Here is a 22573-nt window from a genome sequence, read left to right on the forward strand (position 1 = left end):
GGATCGAATCCCCCTATGACAACGATGAACCACCGTCTGGATGTGCCGCCCCGCGCCATGCACGTCGACTTCCACCTGGACCTGATCTGCCCCTGGTGCTGGATCGGGTTGCGGAATGTGCGCACGGCGTGGAATGCCATGCGCGCGCTGCGCCCGGACCTGCCCATGGCGCTGAGCTGGCGTGCGAACACCTTGCTGCCGCACATCCCCGAGCAGGGCGTTCCCTACCAGCCTTTCTACGTTGCGCGCCTGGGCAGCGAGGACGCGGTGGCGGCGCGCCGCGCGCAGATCCAGGTGGTGGCGCAGTCGGTGGATCTGACGTTGAACTTCGGCGCCATCACGACGTTTCCCAACACCCAACGGGTTTGTGCGGTGGTCAATCTCGCGCAAGAACAACTGGCGACCGAGGCGATGTTTGATTTTGTCGAATCCATCTTCTCGGCCTTTTTTGCGCAAGGCAGGGATATCGGATCGGTCGATACCCTGCAGTCGCTCGCACAGGCGGCGGGTCTCGACTGGGACGCGGCGCGCCTGGACGCCGAGCCGCTGCATCGGCGGCAGAGCAACGCCAGCGGCGTGCCCCATGTCGTGATCGACGATCAATGGTCCATGACCGGCGCAAGGCCAGCGGCAGAGCTGCTGCAGCTCATGCTCCACAGCGCCGATGCGGCCACGTCCCATGCCTGAGCCATCGCTGATCGCCGCGGGTGCGTTGCAAGACCTGCCACCCGGTTCGCGCAAGCTCGTCTTCCGGCCAGGCCAGGAGTCGATCGTTGTGCTCAACGTCAACGGGCAATTCTTTGCCCTCGAGAACAGCTGCCCGCATGCGGGTGCGTCCATCGCCAGCGGGGCTTGCCAGGGCCATGTCCTGAGCTGCCCGGCGCATGGGCTGAAATTCAACATTCAAAACGGCCAGTGCACCGCTTCGCCGGATTTGCGCATCCCCATCTATGACGTCGTCGTGCAGGACGAAAGCCTGTGGCTTCGTGCGAACGAACCCGCCGGCGATCCCTCCACGCGCTGACGCGACCCCATGACATCCATCGACAACCTGCTCACGCCGACACCCTCGGCCTGTACCTGTCCCTTGCTCATCCAGCCGTTGCTGGGGAGGGAGGCGGCGTGATGGTGCAACGACGAATCGTGCTCCCTTTGCTCGCGCTGTTGTGGATCTCGCCCGCGCGCGCGTCGCTGCTCGAAGGTGGCGCGCTGGATACGGCCGCCAACGTCATCTCGTGGATCGCCATCTTGGTCGTGCCGATGGTGCTGATCAGCGGGTTCTGGTGGCTGCACATCATGCCGGAGAAGGTCGCGGAGAATCGCAAGCACCCGCAGCTGGCCGCGATCAAGATCATCTGCCTGCTCTCGCTGGTGTTCGGTGGTTTGCTCTGGCCTTTCGCGTGGATATGGGCCTACACGCGACCGGTGTTGCACAAGCTCGCGTATGGCACCGACACGCTCGACGAGCACGGCCACGGCGGCGATGCCGTCGGTCTTGAACCCACGCCAGAGGAGCCTCCGCAGGTGACACCCGAACCTGTGCCGGCCACCGAAGACACCGATGGGCTGCGGCGCCACATCCAGTCGCTCGAATTGCAGCTCGCCGCCGCGAACGCGCAGGCACAAGGCCATGGCGCAGGCGCTGAAGAAAGCAACTGATGGAAATCCTTCTCCTCCTCATCTACGCCGGCATCGCCTGGCTGATCTTCTTCAAGTTCAAGCTGCTGCCCTGGAACTTTGTCAGCCAGGTGATCGTGATCACCTTGCCGATCATTGGCCTGGCCGCGACGATCCTGATGCTCAACGTGGTGGCGCCGTCCTCGGCCGATGTGCGCGTGATCAACTACGTGGTGCAGGTCACGCCGCGCGTCACCGGCCGCGTGATCGATGTGCCGATCGAACCGAACCGCCCGATCAAGAAGGGCGATGTCCTCTTCCGCATCGATCCGGAGCCGTTCGAGCAGAAGCTACTGGCACTGGAATCGAAACGGCCCGAACTCGAGGCGAAGATCGACAGTGCGCAGGCCTACCAGCGTGAACTCGATGCGCAACTGAAAGGCGCACGCTCCGCGCGCGATGCGTCCGCCGCCAGGCTGGCGCTCGCCGTCAAGCGCGAAGGGCAGGCGCAGGAACTGTTGAACACAGGTGCGGGCGCCCGGTACGACCACGAGCAGGCACAGGCGGACGTCGTGGGCCTGCGCGCCGACCTCGCGAAGGCGACGGCGCAAGTCGAACAGGTGCAGCAGAAACTCTCGGCGCGCACGCCGGCCGGTGACTTGTCGGAAGTCGCGCAGGCGCGCGCCGCGCTGAAACAACTCACGGCGCAGATCGACTACGCGAAATGGGAGCTCGACCAGACTGTGTTCCACGCGCCCGCCGATGGCACCGTGACGAACCTGCAGTTGCGCCCGGGCTCGTACGCCGCGCAGCTGCCGATGGTGCCGGTGATGTCCTTCGTCGAGAACGAGCAGTGGATCCTGGCGATGTATTCGCAGAACGAGTTGCGCAACATCAAGCCGGGCGACCAGGCCGAGATCGCGTTGAAGACCTTCCCGAACCGCATCATCAAGGCGGAGGTGGATTCGATCATCTGGTCGTCGGGTACCGGGCAGTTGCCGCTGTCGGGCAGCGTGCCGCAGACGGGTTCCGCACCCATCCCGCCGGGCCGCTTCGCGGTGCGCCTGAAGGTGGTGGGGGACGACGAGGATGCCTTCCTGCCGATGGGCGCGCAGGGCGTTGGCGCCGTGTACACGCAACGGGGCCAGATGCTGCACCTCATCCGCAAGGTGGTCCTGCGCGTGGGCAGCAAGCTCGACCTGTTCGTGTTGAAGTTGCACTGAGGCCGACACCATGCCGTTTCTTCGCACTTCACTTTCACGTGCCATCTCGCTCGGGTTGGTGGCCGCGTTGCTCGCCGGTTGCGCGACGTTGCCGGAGCCGACACCGGCCGACACGCGCGCCGAAGCGCTCGGCCATGTGCAGGTGCCTCAGACCTGGGCGGTGCCGGTGAGCGCAGCGCCGGTGGACGCCGGATGGCTCGCGACCTTCGGCGATCCGCAGCTCGATGCGCTGGTTCGCGAGGCCCTCGCGCACAGTCCCGACCTCGCGATCGCGGCCGCGCGCGTGGAGCAAGCCGCCGCACAGGTGGACCTCGCCAACGCCCAGCTCAAACCCGCCATCGGCCTGCTTGGGCGCGCGGGATCCAGATCCGTCGCCGATCTCGTCTCGACGCTCAACGGCGCCATGCTGCGCCTGACCTGGGAAGTCGACCTGTGGGGCCGCCTGCGCTACCAGCGCAACGCGGCCATCGCACAGCGCGATGCCAGCAGCGCCGACTTCCGCGCTGCGCAGCAGTCGCTGGCGGCGTCGGTCGCTCGCGCCTGGTTTGTCGCGACGGAAACGGCACAACAGGTGCGGATCGCGCAACGGATGGAGGCTGACGCACAGCGCCTGGTCGGCCTGAGCCGCGACCGGCTGCGCGTCGGCGCGGGCACCGAGATCGAGCTGATGAGCGCCCGCACGAACCATGCGAGCTACCGCGACGCCCTGCAACAGGTGGAGCTCGCGCACCGCAGTGCGTTGCGCGCCGTGGAGATTCTGGTCGGCCACTATCCCGCCGCCGCGATCGCGCCGCGAACCGCGCTGGCACCGTTCCCCGGCCCCGCGCCCGCCGGCATGCCTCTGGATGCGCTCGATCGCCGGCCCGACATGGTGGCGGCGCAACGCCGTGTGGCCGCGGCCTTCGATCTGGTGGGCGAAGCGAAGGCGTCGTTCTGGCCTTCGCTGTCGCTGTCCGCGGGGCACGGCCGCGTATCGCGCGACGCGATCGAGATCCAGAAAAGCCTGGATCGCACGACGTCCAGCGCCAGTGCCACCGCCACCGTGCCGCTGTACACGGGTGGCCGTCTCACCGGCAACGTGCGCCTGCGCACCGCGGAACAGCGCGCGGCGGTTGCGAACTATGCGGGTCTTGCACTGCGGGCGCTCAACGATGTCGAAACCGCGCTCGATGCGGAAGCCAGCCTGGCCGCGCGGGAAGCGTTGCTGCGCGCCGCGGCCGAGGACAGCCGCCGCGCCGCAGCGCTGACGGAGGACGCCTACCGCATCGGCAAGTCCGACCTGCGCGAGGTGACGGATCGCCAGCTCTCCGCGGATGCCGCTGAAGTTGCCTTGCTGGCGGTGCGGCGCGAGCGCCTGGTGCGCCGCGTCGACCTGCACCTGGCGCTCGGCGGTGACTTCATCGCCGGGTCGTAGACGGCACGCAGGATGGGCTCAGAACGCCACCGCGTTCTGGCCCTTCAACTGCAGCATGGCGCGCGTGTCGTCGGGCGTTGCGACCTCCAGATTGAGCGACTGGAGCACCGTGACGATGCGCTCGACCTGCTGCGCATTGCTGGTGGCCAGTTGGCCGGGACCGTCCCACAGCGAATCTTCCAGGCCGACCCGCACATTGCCGCCCATGGTGGCCGACAGGGTGGCCAGCGGGACCTGGCTGCGGCCCGCGCCGAGCACGGACCAGAAGTAGTCCTGGCCAAACAGGCGCTCGGCCGTGCGGCGCATGTGCATCACGTCTTCCGGATGGGTGCCGATGCCACCGAGCAGCCCGAACACGGACTGGATGAAGAACGGTGGCTTCAGAATGCCGCGGTCAACGAAATGCGCCGCCGTGTAGAGATGGCTCGTGTCGTAACACTCGATCTCGAATCGCGTGCCGTTGTCCGCGCACGATTCGAGGATGTAGCGGATCTCCTTGAAGGTGTTGCGAAAGACGCGGTCTTCGGAACCTTCGAGGTACGGGCGCTCCCAGTCGTACTTGAATGCTTTCTGGCGCGCGAGCATGGGATAGAGGCCGAAGTTCATCGAGCCCATGTTGAGCGAGGCCACCTCCGGCTTGAGCTGGAGCGCGGGTTGTAGCCGTTCCTCCACCAGCATGTGGGGCGCGCCGCCGGTCGTGATGTTGATGACGACGTCCGAGCGCTGCGCGATCTGCGGCAGGAACTGGCGGAAAAGATCCGGTGCCTGCGAAGGGCGCCCATCGGCAGGGTCGCGCGCATGCAGGTGCACGATGGACGCACCCGCTTGCGCGGCGGCGACGGCTTCGTCCTCGATCTGCCGGGGTGTGATGGGCAGGTACGGGGACATGGATGGCGTGTGAATGCCACCGGTGATCGCGCAGGTCACGATCACTTTCTTTTGTGGTGCGGCCATGGGAAAGCTATTTCTTTTGTTGGGGCTGGGCTTCGAAGCGGGCCACTTCCTCCAGCAACATCGGCGCGCCCATGCTGTTGGCGTGCAGGCCCAGCACGCTCACGCCCTGCAGCACCGCGGCGATTTCCTCTTTGGTCGCGCCGAGTTCCAGCGCGCGGCGAATGTGGCGCCGGGTGCCCGGGCCGTACATGTGCGTGCAGGAAGCGTCTACCGCAATGGAGATGAACTCCCAGACCTTGGGCTCGATCAATCCCTTGCGCATCGGATGCATCGCCATGTCCAGGAATTTCTCGGTCCACAGGGGGTCGAGTTCGGTGAAGCCGTCCCATTCGGGATTCCAGTAGCCGCTGGCCCGCAGCGTGTCGCTGACGGGCGTTGCGCCCTCGGTCTTTTGATCGCTCATGCCGGGCTTACTGCGGTTTGTAGTTGATGGAGCGCAGCATCTGGCCGGTGTGCTCGTTGTCTTGTTTCAGCGCCTTTTCCAGATCGGGGATGGTTTGCGACGGATTGCCGGCATCCATGCCGAGTGCGGCGAGTTGGCTCTTCACCGATGGCGTCGAGATGGCCTTGAGCAGTTCCTGGCGGAATTTGTCGCGGATCTCCAGTGGCACGTCGGGCGTGGACCAGATCGTGGTACCCATGATCTGGCTCAGCTCGGGGAAGCCCGCTTCGGCCAGCGTGGGCACATCGGGCAGGTAGGGCGAGCGTTTCGCCGACGTGACGGCCAGCGCGCGCACCTTGCTGTTCTTGATCAAGGGCAGCGAGGTGCCCATGCCGTCAAACATGAACTGGACCTGCCCACCCATCAGGTCCTGCAAGGCGGGTGGTGAGCCCTTGTAGCCCACGTGCTCCATGCTCAGCCCCGCGGCCTTGCTGAACTGCATGCCCTTGAGGTGCGACAGCGTGCCCGGGCTGTAGGACGCGTAGGACGTCTTGGCGGGGCGCGCTTTGACGTACGCCACCATCTCGGTGATGTTCGCGAGCGGCAGGCCGGGATCTGCCACCAGCACCAGCGCCACGCTGGCCACCTCGGCGACCGGGGCCAGGTCCTTGAAAGGGTCGAACCGGAACTTGTAGCTGTGCGGGTTTTCCGTCACCAGGGAGTTGGGCGACAACACGAAGGTATAGCCGTCGCGCGGCGCGCCCAGCATGGTTTCCACCGCGATGATGCCGCCCGCGCCGGGCTTGTTTTCGACCAGGACCGTCTGGTTCGTGCTCTTGCGAACGCTCTCCGCGACAGTGCGCGCGATCATGTCGGACGCCCCGCCGGCCGGTGCGGGAACGAGAATCCGGATGGGCCGGTTGGGCCAGGCGCTTTGCGCAGCCACGTGGGCGCAGGGGAGGACGGCCAGCAATGCCAGAAGACATGTGCGGCGCGAGAAGGAAGAAGCGTTGAAGTTCATGTTGCTATCCAGATGACGTCAATGATGGGCAGCGGACGGGATCCACTCAGGCGACCTTGCGCAGATAACCTTGCTGGCCACCATTGCGGTTCGGTGCAAAGCCGTTCTGTTCCAGCGTTTCTTCCGCGGTGTCGTAGAACACGCCGATCTTGCAGATCTCACGTGCCTGCTGTGGCGTGGCGATCGGACGGCTGAACTCCTTGGCCATGCGCACGAGTTGCTCGATCTGCGCCACCGTCCCCATCTTCTCGGTGCGCGTCTGGTTCCAGAGATTGTCTTCCGTGCCGCAGCGCACATGCAGGCCCATGGCGATGCCCATGGCGTTGATGGGCAACACGTTGAGCACCGAGCTTTCCACCGTCAGCACGGCGCCATCGGGAACGGCGCGCACGAAGTGGGCCAGGCTGTAGATGTTGGGCGCATCCATGCCGCCGCCGATCGCCACCCAGTTCAGCACCAGCGGGCCCTTGTAGATGCCACGGCGCATCAGGCGTTCCACCGATTCGAAGCTGTTGATGTTGTAGCACTGGAAGGCGCTTTGAATGCCGGCTTCGCTCAGGCGGCGGATGTGCTCCTCGGCCCAGCCCGGCTGCGCGGGCACGGTCATTTCCTTGTAGGCGTTGAACACGGCCGGGTCTTCCATGGAGGTGCCGACGATGTCGCGCGCATCGAACTGCTCCAGGATGTTCATCTGCGAGGTGTTGATCGTGACCGTGACCTGATCGGGCTTGGGGTCCAGCTCGGCCAGCATGTGGCGCGTGTCGTCGCTCAGCCACTTGGCGGCGGCGCCGTCGGTTTCCGGCGCAAAGCTGATGGAGCCACCCACCTGAATGATCATCTCGGGCACGCGGGCGCGCACCCCGGCAATCAGTTCGTTGAACTTCGACAGGCGCTTGCTGCCGCGACCATCGAGCTCGCGCACATGCAGGTGCAGCACCTGGGCGCCGGCGTTGTAGCAGTCCACCGCCTTCTGGATCTGCTCTTCCATGGTGACGGCGATTTCGCCGGGGAAATCGTCCGGCATCCACGAGGGCGCATAGGGCGCCGCCGTGATGATCAGCGGTTGTTGGTTCTCGGGAAACAGGTGGCCGTCGAGGAAGTTCATGGTGTGCCTTTCAACTTTCAATTCAGTGTTTGCGGGCTGTCGAGGCTCCAGATGAGCCTTTCTGCGGTGCTGAATTTAGGCACTCCGACCGTTTGATGTTTGACGTTTCGGGACGTTGACTTATCCTGTTGGGACACCTAGGGAAAACCTTATGCCCGTCCTGATGCGCAGCGCCAGCCTGACCCACTACGCCGACCTGGCATCCAGCGTCGGCCTGGTGCCGCACGAGATGCTGGCCGCGGTGGGCCTGCCGCTCTCGTGCCTGGACAGCACGGAGTTGCGCATTCCCGCCACTGCGGTCATGCGCTTGATGGAGCTGTCGGCGGAGCGCTCGGGGGAGGAAGCCTTCGGTCTGCGCCTGTCGGTCACGCGGCGCTTGTCGTCCTTCGGGGTCGTCGGCATGCTGGCGCGCGATGAGCCCACGTTGCGCCAGGTGCTGGACACGCTCACCCGGTATCTGTACCTGCACAACGAAAGCCTGAGCACCAGGATTCACGAGGACGGTGGCATTGCCGTGATCGAGCAGATGCTGTTGCCCTCGGTCGGTGCCGGGCGGCAATCGGTGGAGTTGGCGCTGGGCGCGCTCTATCACACCCTGTGCCTCGCGCTGGGCAAGACGTGGCAACCCCGCCGCGTGAGCTTCATGCACCCTGCGCCCGCCGATCTTTCCTGGCACCGCAGCATCCTGGGCAGCAACTTCCTGTTTTCGCAGGACCACAACGGCATTGCCCTGCTGTCGGCGGAGCTGGATGCGCCGCTGCACTTCGCCGACCCCGCGATGCGTCAGCAAGTGCGCAAGCTGATGCACGACGATCTGTCGGGGCACCCCTTCACGTTTCGGGAGGAGGTGGAGCAGCTCATCATGGCCTTGCTGCCCACCGGCCGCTGCGGTGCGGACCAGGTGGCCATGCACCTGGGCGTGGACCGGCGCACCGTGCACCGCAGGCTGTCCGCGCATGGCACGACGTTCACACAATTGCTGGACGACATCCGACTCGAACAAGCCCAGCGCCTGCTGGGCTACGGCGACCGCAAGCTCACCGACATCGCCCCCTTGTTGGGATTCAGCAGCCTGAGTGCGTTCTCTCGCTGGAAGCGCGGCTATCCGATGGATGCCCGTGCGAAGAAACAAAAAAGCCCCGATTCCATAGGGAAGCGAGGCTCTTAGGTGGTCGTCAGCGACCCAGTCAATGGCGGAGAGGGCGGGATTCGAACCCGCGGTGGGGATTAGCCCACACACGCTTTCCAGGCGTGCGACTTAAACCACTCATCCACCTCTCCGCGAAGCCTGCGATTGTAGCAGGCCAATCTGTGTATTCAGCCTGGCATCAAGCGCTTTTGCCCGTGCCGACCATCTTCATGGCGGACGCGATGAGCGCGGACACCTCGGTCATGTTGCTCGGCACGATCAGCGTGGTGGTCGCATCGGCCGCGACCTTGCTGTAGGCGTCCACAGCCTTCTCCGCCACTTTGAGTTGCACGGCTTCCTGGCCGCCGGGCTGGCGGATCGCATCGGCCACCTTGCGAATGGCCTCGGCCGTGGCTTCGGCCACCGCCAGAATGGCCGATGCTTCACCTTGCGCGTTGTTGATCTCGGCTTGCTTCTCACCCTCGGAGCGGGCGATGAAGGCCTCGCGCTCGCCGGTGGCGATGTTGATCTGCTCCTGGCGGCGGCCTTCCGACGCGGCGATCAGCGCACGCTTCTCGCGCTCGGCAGTGATCTGCGCCTGCATGGCCAGCAAGATTTCCTTCGGCGGCGTCAGGTCCTTGATTTCATAGCGCAGCACCTTCACGCCCCAGTTCAAAGCGGCTTCGTCGATGGCATGCACGATCTGCGCGTTGATGATGTCGCGCTCTTCGAAGGTCTTGTCGAGTTCGAGCTTGCCGATGACCGATCGCAACGAGGTCTGGGCCAGCTGGGTCACGGCGACGATGTAGTTGGACGAGCCGTAGCTGGCGCGCATCGGGTCCGTCACCTGGAAGTACAGGATGCCGTCGACTTGCAGCTGCGTGTTGTCGCGCGTGATGCAGACCTGGCTGGGCACGTCCAGCGGGATTTCTTTCAGGCTGTGCTTGTACGCGACTTTGTCGATGAAGGGCACCAGGAAGTTCAGGCCGGGCGCCAGCGAGGCGTGGTACTTGCCCAGCCGCTCCACCACCCAGGCGTTCTGCTGCGGCACCACCTTGACAGAGCGGGTGATGAATATGACGGCGATGATGAACAGAACAATGGCAATTTCCATGGCGATGGCGTCTCAGTGAGGTTGCAGAAGAGGGTGAGGGTAGCGCACGCGCACGCGCTCAAACTTTGTCGACCAGCAGCCGGTTGCCCACGAGCTCGGCCACGCGATAGCTGCCCGGCGTGGGCGCGTTGCCCGGCCGCTGGATGACGGTCCATTGCGCGCCGCGGTATTTCACGGTGGCCGTGCCATCGGCCTGCCACTCGTCGATCTGCAGGATCTCGCCCACATCCAGGTTGACGCTGCGCAGGGAGCGCACGGACGGGTCCCCCGCGCGCCGCCGCTTGATGAGGTGCCAGCCGATCACCGAGGCCGACCCGACCATTGCCGCCACGACGAGCTGCACCGTCGTGTCCGCGCCGGCGTGCGCCGCGAGCGCGGCAGCCACCATGCCGACCGCGAGCATGAGCAGGTAGAAGGTGCCGGTGAAAAGCTCCACCGCCACCGCCGCACCGGCCAACAGCCACCACAAGGTTGATTCCGCCATGAATGAATGCTCCTGACTCGGGAACGAAAAAGAGGGAGGGGGACCCTATGGGGTCAAGCCGGTCGATTGTCTGGCTTGCGCCACATTCTGCGACAAAAGCCTGGCACGTTCCGCAGGGTGCCACTCGATTTCCGTACACTTCGCGCCTGCTTTGCCATCGATGGGGCCTCGTGCTCCCGATACCCTTCCCCCGTAGCCGGCGTTGTGCGGCTGGAGAACCACATGAAATTCCGCTTTCCCATCGTCATCATCGATGAGGACTTCCGCTCCGAGAACACGTCGGGTCTGGGCATTCGCGCGCTGGCGCAGGCGATCGAGGCCGAGGGCTTCGAGGTGGTGGGTGTGACGAGTTACGGCGACATGAGCCAGTTCGCGCAGCAGCAGAGCCGGGCGAGCGCATTCATCCTGTCGATCGACGACGAAGAATTCAGCTCGGGCGAGGACATGGACCCGGTGGTGCTGAACCTGCGCAGCTTCATCGACGAGGTGCGGCGCAAGAACGCGGATGTGCCGATCTACATCTACGGCGAAACCAAGACCAGCCGGCACCTGCCCAACGACGTGCTGCGCGAGCTGCATGGCTTCATCCACATGTTCGAGGACACGCCGGAGTTCGTGGCGCGCCACATCATCCGCGAGGCCAAAAGTTACCTCGAAGGCATTCAGCCACCGTTCTTCAAGGCGCTGCTGGACTACGCGGAAGACGGTTCGTACTCCTGGCATTGCCCCGGCCACTCCGGTGGCGTGGCGTTTCTGAAGAGCCCGGTGGGGCAGATGTTCCACCAGTTCTTCGGTGAAAACATGCTGCGCGCCGACGTGTGCAACGCGGTGGAAGAACTCGGCCAGCTGCTGGACCACAACGGCGCGATCGGCGCCAGCGAGCGCAACGCGGCGCGCATCTTCAACGCCGACCACTGCTTCTTCGTCACCAACGGCACCAGCACCAGCAACAAGATGGTGTGGCACCACACGGTGGCGCCGGGCGACGTGGTGGTGGTGGACCGCAACTGCCACAAGTCCATCCTGCACAGCATCATCATGACGGGCGCAATCCCCGTTTTCCTGAAGCCCACGCGCAACCACTACGGCATCATCGGCCCGATCCCGCAAAGCGAGTTCGAGATCGAAGCGATCCAGGCCAAGATCCGCGCCAACCCTCTGCTGGCCGGCGTGGACGCCACGACCGTGAAGCCGCGCGTGTTGACGCTGACGCAGTCCACCTACGACGGTGTGCTCTACAACACCGAGGCCATCAAGAGCATGCTCGACGGCTATGTGGCCAACCTGCACTTCGACGAAGCCTGGCTGCCGCACGCGGCCTTCCACCCGTTCTACGGCAACTTCCACGCCATGGGCAAGAAGCGCGCGCGGCCGATGGAGTCGGTGGTGTACGCCACGCAGTCGATCCACAAGCTGCTCGCGGGCATCAGCCAGGCCAGCCACGTGCTGGTGCAGGACTCGCAGAACGTCAAGCTCGACAGGCACCTCTTCAATGAGGCCTACCTGATGCACACCAGCACCAGCCCGCAGTACGCGATCATCGCGAGCTGCGACGTGGCCGCGGCCATGATGGAGCCGCCCGGCGGCCGCGCGCTGGTGGAAGAGAGCATCTTCGAGGCGCTCGATTTCCGCCGCGCCATGCGCAAGGTGGAGGCCGAGTTCGGCGAGGACGACTGGTGGTTCAAGGTCTGGGGCCCGGACGACCTGGCCGACGAGGGCATGGGCGAGGCCGGGGATTGGGTGCTCAAGCAGAAGGACGTGTCCTTCAACGACAAGGACTGGCACGGCTTTGGCGACATGGCGCCGGGCTTCAACATGCTCGACCCGATCAAGGCGACCATCGTCACGCCGGGCCTGAACCTGGACGGCCGCTTCGAGACCGATGGCATTCCCGCGTCCATCGTCACCAAGTTCCTCGCCGAGCACGGCGTGGTGGTGGAGAAGACCGGCCTCTACAGCTTCTTCATCATGTTCACCATCGGCATCACCAAGGGCCGCTGGAACACGCTGTTGACCGCGCTGCAGCAGTTCAAGGACGACTACGCCAAGAACCAGCCGATGTGGCGCATCCTGCCGGAGTTCTGCCAGAAGCACCCGCGCTACGAGCAGATGGGCCTGCGCGACCTGTGCCAGCACGTGCACGAGCTGTATGCGCGCTACGACATCGCGCGCCTGACCACCGAGATGTACCTGAGCGACCTCACGCCCGCGATGAAGCCGACCGACGCATTCGCGCACATCGCGCAGCGCACCACCGAGCGGGTGCCGATCGACGACCTGGAAGGCCGCATCACCACGAGCCTGGTCACGCCGTACCCACCGGGCATTCCGCTGCTGATCCCGGGCGAGGTGTTCAACAAGAAGATCGTCGACTACCTGAAGTTCGCGCGCGAATTCAACCTGCAGTGCCCGGGCTTCGAGACCGACATCCACGGCCTGGTGGAAGTGGTGGGTGACGACGGTCGCAAGCGCTTCTTCGCCGACTGCGTGAAGGTCTGAGACCTTCGCCGCGCTTCAAAAGCGCGGTAGGTCCGGCCGCACCCGCACGAAGCTGGCGAAACGCGGCACGCCGCTGGTGTTGATGCCTCGGAATCGATAGGTCACCCACTCGCCCACGGCGGGTGGCTGTTCGCGCTGCGCATCGGTGAAACCGGTGCCCAGGCGAAAGCGCTGACCCTTGGGTGTCTCAACCAGCAGAGCACCCATGCGACCTGCATGGCGGCCTTGGCCGGGCAGGTGTGCGATCACACGGGCTTCGGCATCTTCGTGCGTCTTGACCTTGAGCAGGTCGTCGCTGCGGATCGCCCGGTAGGGCGCATCGCCACGGTGGAGCATCAAGCCTTCACCACCGTCCTTCACCATGCGGTCAAGGTGCGCCATGAGCACGGCGTGGTTCGGCACGCGTTCCTGGGGCACGGCACGCACCCAGGGCTGATCGATGCGCGACACCAGGCCGTGGTAGGCCGTGATGCGGTCGGAGAATGCGCCCGGGTGGCCGGGCAGGTCGAACACCATGAAGCGGATACGACGCCAGGCGTCTTCGTTGGGCGTTTGTTGGCGCACGGTAGACAGGGCGTCTTCGAAGCGGCCTCGGCCGGCCCAGAGTTCGCCATCCATGGCCTCCGCGGGCCAACCCGCGGTGAACCAGGCGGGCGGCACGATGGTCTCGCCGCCACGGGTGCGCAACCGCTGACCGTCCCAGAACGCGCGCAGGCCGTCGTATTTTTCGCTGAGCCAATACGCGCCCAGCGGGATGCCGGGGCGGTAGACGCCGGCCAGCATCAACGCGGGCGCACCGTCCGCCCACGTTGGAACAGGCAGAGCGGTCAGCAGCAGGGCCGCTCCGAGCCCGGTGAACAATTTGCGTCGTTGCAAAGCACACCACCCAGGCCACGTCAGCGGCGCCGGGATCTCCTTGAAAAAAGAAAAATCAGCGCATGGCCTGGCTGTCGAGGCTCACGCCCGTGGTCTGGGCGTAGCCGCCGTCCACATACGTGATCTCCGCCGACACGCCCGACGCCAGGTCGGACAGCAGGAACGCCGCCACGTTGCCCACTTCTTCGATCGTGATGTTGCGGCGAATGGGTGCCGCGCTGGCCACGAGGTTGAGCAGCTTGCTGAAGTCCTTGATGCCGCTGGCCGCGAGCGTCTTGATCGGGCCGGCGCTGATGCCGTTGACGCGCATGCCCTTGGGGCCGAGCGATTCGGCCAGGTAACGCACCGACGCTTCCAGGCTGGCCTTGGCCAGGCCCATGGTGTTGTAGTTCGGCACGGCGCGGATCGCGCCCATGTAGCTCAGCGTGAGCAACGCGGCCTTGTCGTTCAGGTAGGGCAGGGCCGCCTTGGCCATACCCGGGAAGCTGTAGGCGCTGATGTCGTGCGCGATGCGGAAGGCTTCGCGCGAGAGGCCTTCGAGGAAGTCGCCGGTGATAGCCTCGCGCGGCGCGAAGCCGATGCTGTGCACGAAGCCGTCGAACTTGGGCCAGGTCTGCGACAGGTCGGCGAACATCTTGTCGATCTGCGCATCGTCGCTCACGTCGCAATCGAAGAGCAGCGATGAATTGAAGTCGGCCGCGAACTCGGTGATGCGGTCCTTGAAGCGGTCGCCGACGTAGCTGAACGCGAGCTCCGCACCCTGTTGGTGGCAGGCCTTGGCAATGCCGTAAGCGATGGAACGGTTGGACAGCACGCCCGTGATCAGCAATTTCTTGCCAGCAAGAAAACCCATTTTCAATCTCCAGAGAAAAATCCAGCAGAATTGTCTCATGCGTGTCATCCGTCCTCGCCCCCTCAGCCGCCTCGCCATGTTGTGCGCGGCCCTGGCGTTGGTGGTGTGGAGCCCGGCGAGTTGGGCGGTGCACGGGTATGCGCTGTGGGGCGATCTCAAGTACCCCGACGGTTTCGCGCATTTCGACTACGTGAACCCGCAGGCGCCCCAGGGCGGCGAGCTGCGGCTGGTGAGCAACCAGCGGGTCTCCACCTTCGACAAGTACAACCCGTTCACCATCCGCGGTTCGGCGCCGGCCTACCTGGCCGCGCTGATGTTCGACACCTTGTTGACGCCTTCGCTGGACGAGACGGCTTCGGCGTATGGCTTGCTGGCGAACGATGTCACCGTGGCGGCCGATGGACTGTCGGCCACCTTCAAGCTCCGGCCCGAAGCGCGCTTTCACAATGGCGACCCCGTGCTGGCCGCGGACGTGCGCCACAGCTTTGACACCTTGATGAGTCCGCAGACCATGCCGGGCTACAAGACCTTGCTGGACGATGTGGCCGGGCTGGACGTGATCGACGAGCGCACCGTGCGCTTCCGCTTCAAGCGGCCCAACCGCGAACTGCCCCTGACGGTTGGCACCATTCCCGTGTTCAGCCGGAAGTGGGGCGTGGTGGACGGCAAGCCCAAGCCGTTTGACCAGGTCATCATGGACATCCCCATCGGCAGCGGGCGCTACAAGATCGGGCCCGTCTCCTTCGGCCGCGACATCACCTACGTGCGCGACCCGAACTACTGGGCGCGAAACCTCAACGTCAAGCGCGGCACCGACAACTTCGACCGCATCACGGTCAAGATCTACAAGGACAACACCGCGCGGCTGGAAGGCTTCAAGGCCGGCGAATACGACCTGATGCAGGTGTTCTCCGCGGGCGATTGGGCGCGCCGCGTCAGCGGTAAGCGCTTCGACAGCGGCGAACTGGTCAAGGGCGAATTTGCCCACCGCCTGCCTTCGGGCTTTCAGAGCTATGTGCTGAACACGCGCAACCCCAAGCTGGCCGACGTGCGCGTGCGCGAAGCCCTGGGCCTGGCGATGGATTACGAGTGGATGAACCGGCAGATGTTCTACAACTCGTACCACCGTGTGAACGGCTTGTTCGGCAACACCGACTGCGAGACGCAGGGCACCCCCTCGCCCGAAGAGCTGGCGCTGCTCGAACCCTGGCGCGGCAAGGTGCCCGACGCCGTGTTCGGCCCGATGACCGTGCCGCCGCGCACCGACGGCGATTCTTCCCTGCGCGCGAACCTGCGCCGCGCCCGCGCGCTGTTGCAGGAGGCGGGCTGGGTGTACCGCGATGGCGCGCTGCGCAACGCGCAAGGCCAGCCCTTTGTGCTGGAGTACCTCGACAGCCGCGAGGGCGGCGTTCGCTCCGTCGCGCCCTGGATCCGCAACCTGGAGAAGCTGGGCATCCGCCTGAACTTCCGTTCGGTGGACTACGCGCTCTACCAGCAGCGCGTGGACCGCTTCGACTACGAAATGATCTCCATTGCCTTCCCCGGCACCAACAACCCCGGGCAGGAATACCTCGACATCTTCGGCAGCAAGGCGGCCGATGTGGAGGGCTCGGGCAACTTCGCGGGCGTCAAGAGCCCGGCGGTGGACGCGCTCATCCGCCGCATGACCAGCGCGCGCGACAAGGCCGAACTGCTGCCCGCCTGCCACGCGCTGGAACGCGTGATCGCACACAGCCACTACCTGATCCCGCAGTGGACGGTCAACGAGCACCGCATGGCGTACAACGCCACGCGCCTGGACAAACCGGCGCAGATGCCGCCCTACACCCAGGCCGAAACCTGGGCCATCAGCACCTGGTGGGCAAAAAGGTAACGAACATGTGGGTCTACATCCTCAAGCGCTTGCTGCTCATGTTGCCCACCCTGTTTGGCGTGCTGCTGCTCACCTTCGTGGTGATCCAGTTCGTGCCCGGTGGTCCGGTGGAGCAGTACCTGGCCGATGCACGCGCCGGGGCGGGGCCGGGCGGTACCGAAGGCAGTGGCATGACCTACCGCGGTGCGCAGGGCGTGGACGCGCAGCGGCTGGAGCAGATCAAGGCGCTCTACGGCTTCGACAAGCCAGCGCACGTGCGCTTCGTGGACATGCTGAGCCGTTTCGCGCGCTTCGACCTGGGCAACAGCTTCTTCCAGAACAAGCCGGTGAGCGAACTCATCATGGAAAAGCTGCCCGTATCCATCACGTTGGGCCTGTGGACCTTCCTCATCAGCTACGGCGTGGCGGTGCCGCTGGGCGTGGCCAAGGCGGTGCGGGCGGGCTCGAAGTTCGACTTTGTCACCACGTTGCTGGTGCTGGTGGGCTACGCCATCCCCGGTTTCGTGCTCGGCGTGGCGCTGCTCGTGATCTTTGGCGGGCAGCTGCAGTGGTTCCCCTTGCGCGGCCTGACGTCATCCAACTGGGATGAGCTGAGCTGGGGCGCGCGCATCGCAGACTACCTCTGGCACATCACCTTGCCCGTCACGGCGATGGTGCTGGGCAGCTTCGCTGTCACCGCCATGCTGACCAAGAACGCGTTCCTGGAGGAAATCCGCAAGCAGTACGTGATGACCGCGCGCGCCAAAGGCCTGGACGAGCGGCAGGTGCTGTGGAAACACGTTTTTCGCAACGCGCTCATCCCCATCATCACCGGCTTTCCGTCGGCCTTCATCGGCGCGTTCTTCACCGGCGCGCTGCTGATCGAAACCCTGTTCTCGCTCGATGGCCTGGGCCTGTTGAGCTACGAGAGCGTGATCCGGCGCGACTACCCGGTGGTCATGGGCACGCTGTTCCTGTTCACCTTGATCGGCCTGGTGACCAAGCTCATCTCCGATCTTTGCTACGTGTGGGTCGACCCCCGCGTGAAGTTCGACTGATGGCGCCGCAGCACCCCTCACTCAGCCCGGGCCGCCGCGCCTGGCAGCGCTTCAAGCGCAACCGCCTGGGCTACTGGAGCCTCATCATCTTCTGCACGCTGGTGGTGGCCAGCCTGTTCGCCGAGGTGCTCTCCAACGACCGGCCCCTGGTCGTGCGCTACGAGGGCAAGACCTATTTCCCCATCGTCCAGGACTATCCGGAGACGGCGTTCGGCGGCGACTTCGAAACGCCCACCGACTACCTCGACCCGTTCATCCGCGAACAGATCACCCGCGGTGACAACTGGGCGCTCTACGCACCCAACCCCTACGGCGCGCAGACCATCAACTACTTCGCCGAGAAGCCCAACCCCTCGGCGCCCACCCGGGCCAACTGGTTCGGTACCGACGACCGCGGCCGCGACCTGCTGGCGCAGTTGATCTATGGATTCCGCGTCAGTGCGCTGTTCGCGCTGGCACTCACGGCCATCGGCGTGGTGCTGGGCATCGTCACCGGGGCCATTCAGGGCTTCTTCGGCGGCAAGACCGATCTGGCCTTCCAGCGCTTCATCGAAATCTGGAGCTCCATGCCCGAGCTCTACCTGCTCATCATCTTCTCGGCCGTGTTCTCGCCCAGCATTGGTTTGTTGCTGATCCTGCTCAGCCTGTTTGGCTGGATGGGCCTGTCCGACTACGTCCGCGCCGAATTCCTGCGCAACCGCCAGCTCGACTACGTGCGCGCGGCGCGGGCCATGGGCCTGTCAAACGGGCAGATCATCTGGCGCCATGTGCTGCCCAACAGCCTCACCCCCGTCGTGACCTTCCTGCCGTTTCGCATGAGCGCGGCCATCCTGGCGCTGACCTCCCTCGACTTTCTGGGCCTGGGCGTGCCGCCGGGCACGCCGTCACTGGGCGAGTTGCTCAGCCAGGGCAAGAACAGCATCGACGCGTGGTGGATTTCGCTCTCCACCTTTGCGGTGCTCGTCATCACGCTGCTGTTGCTCACCTTCATGGGCGACGCCTTGCGCGACGCGCTCGACCCCCGGAAGGCGGATCAATGACCGCGCCCACGTTGCTCGACGTCAAAGGCTTGCGCGTGTCGTTCGGCGGCCAGGAGGTCGTGCACGGCATCGATTTTTCGATTCGGGCCGGCGAGAAGCTCGCGCTGGTGGGCGAATCCGGTTCGGGCAAGACCGTCTCGGCGCTGTCGTTGCTGCGCCTGGTGCACAACGCCGAGGTGTCGGGCACCGCGCTGCTGAATGGCCGCGACCTGCTCGCGCTGACCGAGCGGCAACTGCGCGGCGTGCGCGGCGACGACGTGGCCTTCGTGTTCCAGGAGCCCATGAGCGCGCTCAACCCGCTCTACACCGTGGGCGATCAGATCCGCGAGGTGCTGCAACTCAAGAAAGGCCTCACGCCCCGGCAGGCCAGCACCTCGGCCATCGAGCTGCTGGCGTCCACCGGCATTCCCGAGCCCGCGCGGCGCGCCAACGCCTTCCCGCACCAGCTGAGCGGTGGCCAGCGCCAGCGCGCCATGATCGCCATGGCCCTGGCCAGCGCGCCCAAGCTGCTGATCGCCGATGAGCCCACCACCGCGCTCGACGTGAGCCTGCGCGAGCAAATCCTCGACTTGCTGACCGACCTGCAGCGCCAGCACGGCATGGCGGTGCTGCTGATCACGCACGACCTGAACCTCGTGCGCCGTTTTGCGGACCGCGTGGCGGTCATGGAGCGAGGGCATCTGGTGGAGCAGGGCGAGGTGGGCGACGTGTTTGCCGCGCCGCGGCACGCCTACACCCGCATGCTGCTGGCCAGCAAGCCCTCGCGCGACGTGGTCGAACCGGTGAGCCGCCCGGATGCCGTGCCCGTGTTGCAGACACAGGGCTTGCGCGTGGGCTATCCGGTGCGCCTGCCAGGTTTTCGCGGCTGGTTCAAGAAGGGCGAGTTCGTGGCCGTGCAGGGCGCGGACATGTCCATTGCCCCGGGACACACGCTGGGCGTGATCGGTGAATCCGGCTCTGGAAAATCCACCCTCGCGCTGGCCACGTTGGGCCTTCTGCCGCACCAGGGCAGCTTGCAAGTGGGCGGCACCGACTGGAAACAGGCGAAGCACAGCGGACAGGAAAAAGCCTTGCGCCAGCGCATCCAGGTGGTGTTCCAGGACCCGTTTTCCTCGCTCTCACCCCGCATGACCGTCGAGCAGATCGTGGGGGAAGGGCTGCGGGTGCACCAGCCCGGCCTCTCGGTGGCGCAGCGGCGCGAGCGCGTGGTGACGGCCCTGGCCGACGTGGGCCTGGTGGACGATCCATCCCGTGGCGGCGACTGGTTGCAGCGCTACCCGCATGAATTCTCCGGCGGGCAGCGCCAGCGGCTGGCGATCGCCCGCGCGCTCATCGTCAACCCCGAGCTGCTGGTGCTCGACGAGCCCACCAGCGCGCTGGACGTGACGGTGCAGAAACAGGTGCTGGCGCTGTTGCAGCGCCTGCAGCGCGAGCGGGGCCTGAGCTACCTGCTCATCACCCACGACGTGGACGTGATCCAGGCCATGGCGCATGACGTGCTCGTGATGAAAGACGGCGATGTAGTCGAAAGTGGCACTGTGCAGCGGGTTTTGCACGCGCCGCAACACCCCTATACCCGCGCACTGGTGCAGGCCGCTGGCTGAGAGCGCAAAGCATTCCGGATGCTTGAAAGCGAGATGTAAACGGGTTACAATCCTTGCTTCACGACCAAATGGGCGGGTTCTCACCGGCCCATTTTTTTTGGCCGAACGATTTTGGCCCTGCGGATAACCACAGGGCAATACGACCACACGAACCCTGGGCAGACACCGCGCAGCATGGCTTGGCAAGACACCGTAGAGCAAACCGTTACCGGACTGGGTTTTGACCTGGTGGAGCTCGAACGCTCCGCCGGCGGGTTGCTGCGGATCACGATCGACTTGCCGTGGCAAGCACCGCAAGCCGGCCAGCCCTTGCCCCCGGAGCAGTTCGTGACGGTGGAAGATTGCGAAAAGATCACGCGGCAGTTGCAGTACCTGCTGGAAGTGGAAGGTCTGGAATACCGGCGCCTCGAAGTGGGCTCCCCCGGTATCGACCGACCACTCAAGCGCGAGATCGACTACGTGCGGTTCGAGGGCCACGTGGTGGACCTGACCTTGAAGGCGCCGATTGGTGTCACGGGTTCCGATGTGGCGGCCAACCGCAAGAAATTTCGCGGCACGCTCGAACGTGCCGCCGATGGTGTGCAGTGGCAGGTGGTGTGGAGCGATGCGCCCGAGCCCAAGCCAGGGCAACGGGTGAGCAAGAAGCGCGCACCGGTACCCATGCAGGCCATGACTTTTTCGCTGGACGACATCCAGCAGGCGCGCCTGGCGCCGATTGTGAATTTCAAGGGGCGTCAGGCCCCGGGTGCAGGTGCTGCGCCCAGCGATGAATGAGAAAAAACGTTGTGATTACGGACAAGCTATTCGGAAAGGTGGGCGAGTGAAATGAACCGCGAAATGTTGATGTTGATCGATGCGATTTCACGCGAGAAGAACGTCGAGCGCGACGTCGTGCTCGGTGCTGTTGAACTCGCGTTGGCCTCGGCCACCAAGAAGCTCTACAAGGGTGAAGTCGACATCCGTGTCGCGATGGACCCTGATACCGGCGCCTACGAAACCTTCCGCCGCTGGCTTGTCGTACCCGACGAGGCCGGTCTGCAGAACCCCGATGCCGAAGAAATGCTCAGCGATGCGCGCGACGAACTCGCCGACATCGAAGAGGGCGACTACATCGAGAAGCCGGTGGAGAGCGTGCCGATCGGCCGCATCGGCGCCATGGCCGCCAAGCAGGTCATCCTGCAGAAGATCCGCGACGCCGAGCGCGAAATGCTGCTCAACGACTTCATGTCGCGTGGCGACAAGATCTTCGTCGGCACCGTCAAGCGCATGGACAAGGGCGACCTGATCGTCGAGAGCGGCCGCGTTGAAGGCCGCTTGAAGCGTGGCGAAATGATCCCCAAGGAAAACTTCCGCACGGGTGATCGCGTGCGCGCCATCATCATGGAAGTGGACCTGTCGCTGCGCGGCGCGCCCATCCTGTTGTCGCGTTCCGCCCCCGCTTTCATGATCGAACTCTTCCGCCAGGAAGTGCCCGAGATCGAACAAGGCCTGCTCGAGATCAAGACCTGCGCCCGTGACCCCGGTTCACGCGCCAAGATCGCCGTGCACAGCTACGACAAGCGCATCGACCCCATCGGTACCTGCGTCGGCGTGCGTGGCTCGCGCGTCAACGGCGTGACCAACGAACTCGCCGGTGAGCGCGTGGACATCGTGCTGTGGTCGGAAGACCCGGCGCAGTTCGTCATCGGCGCGCTGGCTCCGGCCAACGTGGTTTCGATCGTGGTGGACGAAGAGCGGCATGCCATGGACGTGGTGGTGGACGAGGAAAACCTCGCCATCGCGATCGGCCGTGGCGGCCAGAACGTGCGCCTGGCCTCCGAGTTGACCGGCTGGCGCATCAACATCATGACCGCCGACGAGTCGGCGCAGAAACAGGCCGAAGAGGCCGACGGCATTCGCAAGGTGTTCATGGCCAAGCTGGACGTGGACCAGGAAATCGCCGACATCCTGATCGAGGAAGGCTTCACCAGCCTCGAAGAAGTGGCCTATGTGCCGCTGCAGGAAATGCTTGAAATCGAGTCATTTGACGAAGACACCGTCAACGAGCTGCGCACCCGCGCCAAGGATGCCTTGCTGACGATGGAAATCGCCCGGGAAGAAAGCGTCGAGGAAGTTTCGCAAGACCTGCGCGACCTCGAAGGCGTGACCCCCGAGCTGATCGCCAAGTTGGCCGATGCCGGCGTCCACACCCGCGACGAGTTGGCCGACCTGGCCACCGACGAGCTCACCGACATCACCGCACAGACGCCTGAAGAGGCCACGGCGCTGATCATGCTGGCACGCGCGCACTGGTTTACCGGTGACGAAGCGCAATCCACCAACTGACCAGCGGAGGCCCACGCGGAGAA

The 22573-nt window shown here is 65.0% G+C and carries 21 protein-coding genes and 1 tRNA gene; 13 read left to right on the forward strand and 9 right to left on the reverse strand.

The window, feature by feature from the left end:
* Nucleotides 1-15 precede the first annotated feature (15 nt).
* From FFS09_RS08995 to FFS09_RS09015, 5 genes are all read left to right on the forward strand, one after another.
* Nucleotides 16-687 carry a DsbA family protein gene (locus FFS09_RS08995; protein WP_252374298.1) on the forward strand — a complete coding sequence of 224 codons (672 nt, stop codon included), beginning with the start codon at nucleotides 16-18 and terminating at the stop codon, nucleotides 685-687.
* Nucleotides 680-1024, forward strand: a complete 345-nt coding sequence (locus tag FFS09_RS09000) for a Rieske (2Fe-2S) protein (protein WP_137918515.1) — start codon at nucleotides 680-682, stop codon at nucleotides 1022-1024. Before FFS09_RS08995 ends, FFS09_RS09000 begins: the two co-directional genes overlap by 8 nt.
* Nucleotides 1025-1125: 101 nt before the next feature.
* Entirely contained in the window at nucleotides 1126-1659 is a 534-nt protein-coding gene (locus tag FFS09_RS09005; protein ID WP_137918516.1) for a DUF3302 domain-containing protein, read from the forward strand.
* Entirely contained in the window at nucleotides 1659-2840 is a 1182-nt protein-coding gene (locus FFS09_RS09010; RefSeq protein WP_137918517.1) for an HlyD family secretion protein, read from the forward strand. Before FFS09_RS09005 ends, FFS09_RS09010 begins: the two co-directional genes overlap by 1 nt.
* 10 nt (nucleotides 2841-2850) lie before the next feature.
* A complete protein-coding gene (locus tag FFS09_RS09015) occupies nucleotides 2851-4254 on the forward strand; it encodes a TolC family protein (protein WP_137918518.1) in 1404 nt (467 codons plus the stop codon).
* An 18-nt stretch (nucleotides 4255-4272) separates the two neighbouring features.
* Here the strand turns inward: FFS09_RS09015 and kce are convergent, their stop codons facing one another.
* From kce to FFS09_RS09035, 4 genes are read right to left on the reverse strand one after another with little or no spacing between them, the layout of a single operon-like run.
* Nucleotides 4273-5208, reverse strand: coding sequence for a 3,5-dioxohexanoate:acetyl-CoA acetone transferase (gene kce / locus FFS09_RS09020; RefSeq protein ID WP_137918519.1), 936 nt, complete (start codon nucleotides 5206-5208; stop codon nucleotides 4273-4275).
* A gap of 7 nt (nucleotides 5209-5215) precedes the next feature.
* The gene (locus FFS09_RS09025) at nucleotides 5216-5611 is read right to left on the reverse strand and encodes a carboxymuconolactone decarboxylase family protein (protein ID WP_137918520.1); all 396 of its coding nucleotides are present in this window, start codon (nucleotides 5609-5611) and stop codon (nucleotides 5216-5218) included.
* Nucleotides 5612-5618: 7 nt separating this feature from the next.
* Nucleotides 5619-6611, reverse strand: a complete 993-nt coding sequence (locus FFS09_RS09030; protein WP_137918521.1) for a Bug family tripartite tricarboxylate transporter substrate binding protein — start codon at nucleotides 6609-6611, stop codon at nucleotides 5619-5621.
* 46 nt (nucleotides 6612-6657) lie between these two features.
* Nucleotides 6658-7716 carry a beta-keto acid cleavage family enzyme gene (locus tag FFS09_RS09035; RefSeq protein WP_137918522.1) on the reverse strand — a complete coding sequence of 353 codons (1059 nt, stop codon included), beginning with the start codon at nucleotides 7714-7716 and terminating at the stop codon, nucleotides 6658-6660.
* A 151-nt stretch (nucleotides 7717-7867) separates the two neighbouring features.
* On the opposite strand from FFS09_RS09035, the gene FFS09_RS09040 reads away from it, so the two are divergent.
* Nucleotides 7868-8884 (forward strand): AraC family transcriptional regulator, encoded by a 1017-nt coding sequence (locus FFS09_RS09040; protein WP_137918523.1) that lies wholly within the window; start codon nucleotides 7868-7870, stop codon nucleotides 8882-8884.
* A gap of 23 nt (nucleotides 8885-8907) precedes the next feature.
* On the opposite strand, the gene FFS09_RS09045 is transcribed toward FFS09_RS09040, so the two are convergent.
* The 3 genes from FFS09_RS09045 to FFS09_RS09055 all read right to left on the reverse strand — a co-directional run bounded on the left by FFS09_RS09045 (nucleotide 8908) and on the right by FFS09_RS09055 (nucleotide 10443).
* Nucleotides 8908-8997: transfer RNA gene (locus FFS09_RS09045), tRNA-Ser, on the reverse strand.
* Between the two features lie 47 nt (nucleotides 8998-9044).
* The gene (locus tag FFS09_RS09050; RefSeq protein ID WP_137918524.1) at nucleotides 9045-9959 is read right to left on the reverse strand and encodes an SPFH domain-containing protein; all 915 of its coding nucleotides are present in this window, start codon (nucleotides 9957-9959) and stop codon (nucleotides 9045-9047) included.
* 58 nt (nucleotides 9960-10017) lie between these two features.
* Nucleotides 10018-10443: an NfeD family protein gene (locus tag FFS09_RS09055; protein ID WP_137918525.1), complete on the reverse strand. Its 426-nt coding sequence runs from the start codon at nucleotides 10441-10443 to the stop codon at nucleotides 10018-10020.
* Nucleotides 10444-10665: 222 nt separating this feature from the next.
* Between FFS09_RS09055 and FFS09_RS09060 the strand changes: the two genes are divergently transcribed.
* Nucleotides 10666-12942, forward strand: coding sequence for an arginine/lysine/ornithine decarboxylase (locus FFS09_RS09060; RefSeq protein ID WP_137918526.1), 2277 nt, complete (start codon nucleotides 10666-10668; stop codon nucleotides 12940-12942).
* 15 nt (nucleotides 12943-12957) lie between these two features.
* On the opposite strand, the gene FFS09_RS09065 is transcribed toward FFS09_RS09060, so the two are convergent.
* Nucleotides 12958-13818 carry a DNA ligase gene (locus FFS09_RS09065; RefSeq protein ID WP_502703725.1) on the reverse strand — a complete coding sequence of 287 codons (861 nt, stop codon included), beginning with the start codon at nucleotides 13816-13818 and terminating at the stop codon, nucleotides 12958-12960.
* 55 nt (nucleotides 13819-13873) lie between these two features.
* Entirely contained in the window at nucleotides 13874-14671 is a 798-nt protein-coding gene (fabI, locus tag FFS09_RS09070; protein ID WP_137918527.1) for an enoyl-ACP reductase FabI, read from the reverse strand.
* A 76-nt stretch (nucleotides 14672-14747) separates the two neighbouring features.
* On the opposite strand from fabI, the gene FFS09_RS09075 reads away from it, so the two are divergent.
* From FFS09_RS09075 to nusA, 6 genes are all read left to right on the forward strand, one after another.
* A complete protein-coding gene (locus FFS09_RS09075) occupies nucleotides 14748-16544 on the forward strand; it encodes an extracellular solute-binding protein (protein ID WP_137918569.1) in 1797 nt (598 codons plus the stop codon).
* Nucleotides 16545-16549: 5 nt separating this feature from the next.
* Nucleotides 16550-17581 carry a microcin C ABC transporter permease YejB gene (locus FFS09_RS09080; RefSeq protein WP_137918528.1) on the forward strand — a complete coding sequence of 344 codons (1032 nt, stop codon included), beginning with the start codon at nucleotides 16550-16552 and terminating at the stop codon, nucleotides 17579-17581.
* Complete coding sequence (locus FFS09_RS09085) at nucleotides 17581-18621, forward strand: ABC transporter permease (protein WP_137918529.1); 1041 nt, start codon at nucleotides 17581-17583, stop codon at nucleotides 18619-18621. Before FFS09_RS09080 ends, FFS09_RS09085 begins: the two co-directional genes overlap by 1 nt.
* Nucleotides 18618-20225 (forward strand): ABC transporter ATP-binding protein, encoded by a 1608-nt coding sequence (locus FFS09_RS09090; RefSeq protein ID WP_137918530.1) that lies wholly within the window; start codon nucleotides 18618-18620, stop codon nucleotides 20223-20225. The genes FFS09_RS09085 and FFS09_RS09090 overlap by 4 nt, the downstream gene beginning before the upstream one ends.
* 174 nt (nucleotides 20226-20399) lie before the next feature.
* Nucleotides 20400-20999 (forward strand): ribosome maturation factor RimP, encoded by a 600-nt coding sequence (gene rimP, locus FFS09_RS09095; protein WP_137918531.1) that lies wholly within the window; start codon nucleotides 20400-20402, stop codon nucleotides 20997-20999.
* A 51-nt stretch (nucleotides 21000-21050) separates the two neighbouring features.
* Nucleotides 21051-22550: a transcription termination factor NusA gene (nusA, locus tag FFS09_RS09100; protein ID WP_137918532.1), complete on the forward strand. Its 1500-nt coding sequence runs from the start codon at nucleotides 21051-21053 to the stop codon at nucleotides 22548-22550.
* Nucleotides 22551-22573 lie beyond the last annotated feature (23 nt).

It is taken from the genome of Hydrogenophaga sp. 2FB, from assembly GCF_005503365.1.
Taxonomy (GTDB): Bacteria; Pseudomonadota; Gammaproteobacteria; order Burkholderiales; family Burkholderiaceae_C; genus Hydrogenophaga.

Excerpts from the sequence above, each read along its gene's own strand:
- FFS09_RS08995 (WP_252374298.1), top strand. The coding sequence starts at position 16 with ATGACAACGATGAACCACCGTCTGGATGTGCCGCCCCGCGCCATGCAC.
- FFS09_RS09000 (WP_137918515.1), top strand. The coding sequence starts at position 680 with ATGCCTGAGCCATCGCTGATCGCCGCGGGTGCGTTGCAAGACCTGCCA.
- FFS09_RS09005 (WP_137918516.1), top strand. The coding sequence starts at position 1,126 with ATGGTGCAACGACGAATCGTGCTCCCTTTGCTCGCGCTGTTGTGGATC.
- FFS09_RS09010 (WP_137918517.1), top strand. The coding sequence starts at position 1,659 with ATGGAAATCCTTCTCCTCCTCATCTACGCCGGCATCGCCTGGCTGATC.
- FFS09_RS09015 (WP_137918518.1), top strand. The coding sequence starts at position 2,851 with ATGCCGTTTCTTCGCACTTCACTTTCACGTGCCATCTCGCTCGGGTTG.
- kce (WP_137918519.1), bottom strand. The coding sequence starts at position 5,208 with ATGGCCGCACCACAAAAGAAAGTGATCGTGACCTGCGCGATCACCGGT.
- FFS09_RS09025 (WP_137918520.1), bottom strand. The coding sequence starts at position 5,611 with ATGAGCGATCAAAAGACCGAGGGCGCAACGCCCGTCAGCGACACGCTG.
- FFS09_RS09030 (WP_137918521.1), bottom strand. The coding sequence starts at position 6,611 with ATGAACTTCAACGCTTCTTCCTTCTCGCGCCGCACATGTCTTCTGGCA.
- FFS09_RS09035 (WP_137918522.1), bottom strand. The coding sequence starts at position 7,716 with ATGAACTTCCTCGACGGCCACCTGTTTCCCGAGAACCAACAACCGCTG.
- FFS09_RS09040 (WP_137918523.1), top strand. The coding sequence starts at position 7,868 with ATGCCCGTCCTGATGCGCAGCGCCAGCCTGACCCACTACGCCGACCTG.
- FFS09_RS09050 (WP_137918524.1), bottom strand. The coding sequence starts at position 9,959 with ATGGAAATTGCCATTGTTCTGTTCATCATCGCCGTCATATTCATCACC.
- FFS09_RS09055 (WP_137918525.1), bottom strand. The coding sequence starts at position 10,443 with ATGGCGGAATCAACCTTGTGGTGGCTGTTGGCCGGTGCGGCGGTGGCG.
- FFS09_RS09060 (WP_137918526.1), top strand. The coding sequence starts at position 10,666 with ATGAAATTCCGCTTTCCCATCGTCATCATCGATGAGGACTTCCGCTCC.
- fabI (WP_137918527.1), bottom strand. The coding sequence starts at position 14,671 with ATGGGTTTTCTTGCTGGCAAGAAATTGCTGATCACGGGCGTGCTGTCC.
- FFS09_RS09075 (WP_137918569.1), top strand. The coding sequence starts at position 14,748 with ATGTTGTGCGCGGCCCTGGCGTTGGTGGTGTGGAGCCCGGCGAGTTGG.
- FFS09_RS09080 (WP_137918528.1), top strand. The coding sequence starts at position 16,550 with ATGTGGGTCTACATCCTCAAGCGCTTGCTGCTCATGTTGCCCACCCTG.
- FFS09_RS09085 (WP_137918529.1), top strand. The coding sequence starts at position 17,581 with ATGGCGCCGCAGCACCCCTCACTCAGCCCGGGCCGCCGCGCCTGGCAG.
- FFS09_RS09090 (WP_137918530.1), top strand. The coding sequence starts at position 18,618 with ATGACCGCGCCCACGTTGCTCGACGTCAAAGGCTTGCGCGTGTCGTTC.
- rimP (WP_137918531.1), top strand. The coding sequence starts at position 20,400 with ATGGCTTGGCAAGACACCGTAGAGCAAACCGTTACCGGACTGGGTTTT.
- nusA (WP_137918532.1), top strand. The coding sequence starts at position 21,051 with ATGAACCGCGAAATGTTGATGTTGATCGATGCGATTTCACGCGAGAAG.